3 protein-coding genes and 1 pseudogene are annotated in these 4,187 nt (G+C 44.1%); 2 read left to right on the top strand and 2 right to left on the bottom strand.

What is annotated here, in order from left to right; all coding sequences use genetic code 11:
- Positions 1-316: 316 nt before the first annotated feature.
- Both nuoF and hoxE read right to left on the bottom strand, forming a co-directional pair.
- Entirely contained in the window at positions 317-1,924 is a 1,608-nt protein-coding gene (nuoF, locus tag IM507_RS16885; protein ID WP_287637377.1) for an NADH-quinone oxidoreductase subunit NuoF, read from the bottom strand.
- Between the two features lie 28 nt (positions 1,925-1,952).
- A complete protein-coding gene (gene hoxE, locus IM507_RS16880; RefSeq protein WP_002774001.1) occupies positions 1,953-2,462 on the bottom strand; it encodes a bidirectional hydrogenase complex protein HoxE in 510 nt (169 codons plus the stop codon).
- Between the two features lie 384 nt (positions 2,463-2,846).
- Between hoxE and IM507_RS16875 the strand changes: the two genes are divergently transcribed.
- Together IM507_RS16875 and IM507_RS16870 are read left to right on the top strand one after the other, a co-directional pair.
- Complete coding sequence (locus IM507_RS16875) at positions 2,847-3,791, top strand: DUF4351 domain-containing protein (protein ID WP_287637376.1); 945 nt, start codon at positions 2,847-2,849, stop codon at positions 3,789-3,791.
- A gap of 51 nt (positions 3,792-3,842) precedes the next feature.
- A pseudogene (locus IM507_RS16870) lies at positions 3,843-4,187 on the top strand (hypothetical protein); the annotation flags it as partial.

The following is a 4,187-nucleotide window of genomic DNA, read 5'->3' as shown; positions in this document are numbered from 1 at the left end:
GAGCAAGTTTCTTTGTTCTATGTTAAGATGTTGGTGGCTCATTTTGGGTCTGATTTGTTTTTGTTAATGATCAGACAGTACCTGATGAGCCTTTCTTTGTCAACTCTTGAGGTTGATGCGTTTCATTTTTGAATTGGCGATACTAAAGCTGCAAAAATGCGATCTTTTGTATCGGTTGAGCCGCGCCAAGTCATAATCTATTGTCTCCTGAGACTACTGCTAACTCTCTCCAAGATAACCCGGCAGCCCACCAGACTTCCCATAACCAAAGAAATTGATTGAGGCCGAACACTGTTGGGCCTCGATCGATTTTTTCTCAAACAGAGACGGGGTGCTTGCTTTCCTGTAACAGAGCCAGATATTCCTCCTTAAAATACTTTAGGGTACTTAAAATCGGATTGGGAGCGCTTTGACCAAGACCACAAAGACTGGTTTCTTTAACCATTTGACAGAGATGTTCTAGGTTTTCGAGGTCGTGAATATCGGCCTTTCCGTCGATAATTTTGGCCAATAATTCAAACATTTGTACTGTTCCCGTGCGACAGGGGATACATTTACCACAGGACTCCTCGCGACAGAATTCCATATAGAATTTCGCCACTTCCACCATGCTGGTGCTATCATCCATAACCACCATACCCCCGGATCCCATCATCGAACCGAGTTTGGCTAAGGATTCGTAATCCACGGGAGTATCGAGTAAATTAGCGGGAATACAACCCCCAGAGGGGCCGCCAGTTTGTACCGCTTTCACCTGACCATCGGGAACACCCCCCCCCATCTCCTCGACAATTTCCCGGAGACTAATACCCATCGGCACTTCAATCAGCCCATTATTGCGGATTTTTCCCGTTAAAGCGAAGATTTTTGTGCCTTTACTGCTGGCAGTACCGATATTGGCATACCAAGCGGCTCCCTCGCGGATAATAGCGGAGATATTAGCGTAGGACTCCACGTTATTAATCAGGGTGGGACAACCATCGAGACCCGATTGGGCCGGATAGGGGGGACGGGTGCGGGGAGTGCCGCGGCCGCCTTCAATGGAATGGATGAGAGCGGTTTCCTCTCCACAGACAAAAGCTCCCGCTCCGATGCGGATATCCACCTTAAAATCGAAAGTGGACTCGAATACTTGGGAACCCATTAAACCGAATTTTTTGGCCTGATTAATCGCTTTTTGCAGACGATCGATCGCTAGGGGATATTCGGCTCTAACATAGATATAACCATGATCAGCCCCCACGGCATAGGCAGCGATCGCCATTCCTTCTAGGACTAAATGGGGGTCACTTTCCAAAACACTACGGTCCATAAACGCCCCGGGATCCCCTTCATCAGCATTACAGATAACGTATTTTTGTTTACCCGGTTGTTTAGCCACCGTTGCCCATTTTAAACCGGTGGGATAACCCGCACCGCCCCGGCCGCGCAAACCGCTTTTGGTGATTTCCTCCACCACCTGGGCCGGAGTCATCTCATAGAGGGCCTTGTAGAGAGATTGATAACCCCCGACGGCGATATATTCCTCAATGCGATCGGGATCGATTTTACCGCTATTTTCCCGGACAATTTTGACCTGATGGGAGAAAAAGGGATGTTTTGAGTCCCCTAATTGCACCTCGGTTTTGCCGCCGTTTAAGGCCGCAATAATGCTGGCCGCAGTTTCCGGGGTGACTTCTTCGTATAGGAGATCCTGGGGATCCACTTCCACCAACGGACCGCGACCACAAAAACCCATACAACCGACCCCCACCACTTCGACTGTATCCTCTAGGTGTGCCTCTTTGACGGCAGTGGCGAGGTTTTTTTCGATTTGGAGGGAGTTAGCAGCCTGGCAACCGGTGGAAGTGCAACAATGCACCCGGATGCTTTTTTGTCTAGCTTTTTCTTTTGCGGCCACTGCCAATAATTCTTGTAAGTCCATATTCTTCTCAATCCACTAAAGTGAAAAATTACTGGGAGAAACTCTGTAGTTTCGCCAAGACAGTTTCCGAATCTTGTTTCGGGGCCACGACTCCATCGAAGACCACGGCCGGTGCAATCCCACAGGCCCCGATACAACGGGCCGACACTAGGGAAATTTCTCCATCGGCGGTGGTTTCTCCCACTTTGACATCAAAGCTGTTTTCGATGTCTTCGAGGATTTTGCCGCTGCCTTTGACATAACAAGCAGTCCCCATACAGACGATACAGGTGTGTTTTCCCGCCGGTTTCAGGGAAAAGAGATGATAGAAGGTTGCTACCCCATAGACGCGACTGAGGGGCAGTTTTAGCGCCCGGGCAACGTAGAGGAGAACATCTTCTTCTAGGAATCCGAAGGCCTCTTGGGCTTTGTGCAGGACTTCAATCAGGGCTGATTGATTATATCCTGCTCGCTTCATGGTGATGTCGAGGACTTTGAAGCGTTTATCGCCACTGGGATGCTCTTTTTTCTCCGTTTGAGGAGGATTGGCAGTTTGCATAAATCTTAACCAAATAAATTTTAGGGGCGATGACGGGAAAAAGATGGAGAGTTGTCGGTTTTCCTTGGTCATCTCCCTGCTTTTATTCTGACACTGGCTCCGGAGGGCGATCGATAACTTTATCTTTCCTTTAGTTATTGGGGGATATTCAGTTATCAGTGACCAGTAATCAGTTATCAGTCAGGGATTAGGAGATGGGGTAAAAAGCTGCACTTGTCTCAACACTATAACACCCTGAAGCAATGGTTTTTTTGCGGGAAGCATCCCCCTCTCCTCGTAGGTTAAAGGGATGAGGTCATAACAATATGTTGCCAAAGGCGACTTTTCAGAATACAATAGATAAGAGTAGTCATTCATCGCTCAGATTAGTTAAGATGACATTACATGACTAATAATATTGACCATGATCGCTTATTTAAGGAGTTAATCTCCACCTTTTTTCTCGAATTTATCGAGTTATTTTTTCCTAAAGTAATGGCTTATTTAGATAGAAACTCGATTACTTTTTTAGACAAAGAAGTATTTACCGATGTCACGGAAGGAGAAAGGTATGAAAGCGATTTAGTCGCACAGGTTAAGTTTCGAGGAAAAGAATCTTTTTTTCTGATTCATGTCGAGGCGCAGGAAAGTTCTCGAAAATGGTTTAATCGGCGAATGTTTACTTATTTTGCTCGCTTTCATGAGAAATTTGTCTTACCGATTTATCCGATTGTAATTTTTTCTTATTCAAAGCCAAAAAGAGAAGCAATTAGTCAATATGTAGTCGATTTTCCCGATTTTAAGGTCTTAGAATTTAACTATCAAGTAGTGCAGTTAAATCGATTAAATTGGCGAGATTTTCTCAATCAACCGAATCCGGTTGCTTCAGCTTTGATGGCTAAGATGAACATTGCCGAGAAAGAGCGAGCAAAAGTTAAGGCCGAATGTCTGCGCTTGTTAATTACTTTAAGGTTAAATCCTGCGAAAATGCAATTAATTTCTGGATTTATTGATACTTATCTCAATCTAAATCCGGTCGAAGAGATACAATTTCAAGAAGAGATTAGCACATTTAGTCAACCCGTACAGGAGGGAGTTATGCAAATTACCACCAGTTGGATGCGTCAAGGTATTGAACAAGGTATTGAACAAGGTATTGAACAAGGTATTGAACGGGAAAAGACATTGATTCTTCGTCAACTTAAACGCAAGTTAGGGGAAATTAATCCTTTATTAGAAACTCAAATTATGGAGTTAAGTATTGATGATGTCGAAGTATTAGGAGAAGCTTTATTCGACTTCTCTACGGTTGAAGATTTAATCAATTGGTTAAATACTTTAACTGCCTAGCTTTGACGTTAGCGATCGCATACTTCGCAACAACCCACTAAAATTGTCATAATGAACCAAACAACCGCTAATTATGATGAACCCTGGAAAGAAGCATTAAGCGAGTATTTTGAAGCGTTTTTAAGCTTCTTTTTTCCCGAAGTTCACCAATTAATTGATTGGACAAAAACTCCCGAATCCCTAGAAAAAGAACTCAAACGGATTACCGCTTCAGCAAAGACAAAAAAACGTTTCGCTGACAAACTCTATAAAGTCTGGTTACTCAGGGGTGAAGAAGTCTGGATTTTGATTCATATTGAAATTCAAAGTCAATACGAAGAAAATTTCCCTCAGAGGATGTATATTTATAACTATCGGGCCTTTGATTTGTATCAGAAACCAGTTATCAGTCTCGCT

The organism is Microcystis sp. M20BS1, from assembly GCF_020245305.1.
Taxonomy (GTDB): domain Bacteria; phylum Cyanobacteriota; class Cyanobacteriia; order Cyanobacteriales; family Microcystaceae; genus Microcystis; species Microcystis ichthyoblabe_A.
The sequence above is the reverse complement of the archived record's forward strand: the minus strand, read 5'-3'. Positions and strand labels throughout refer to the sequence as shown.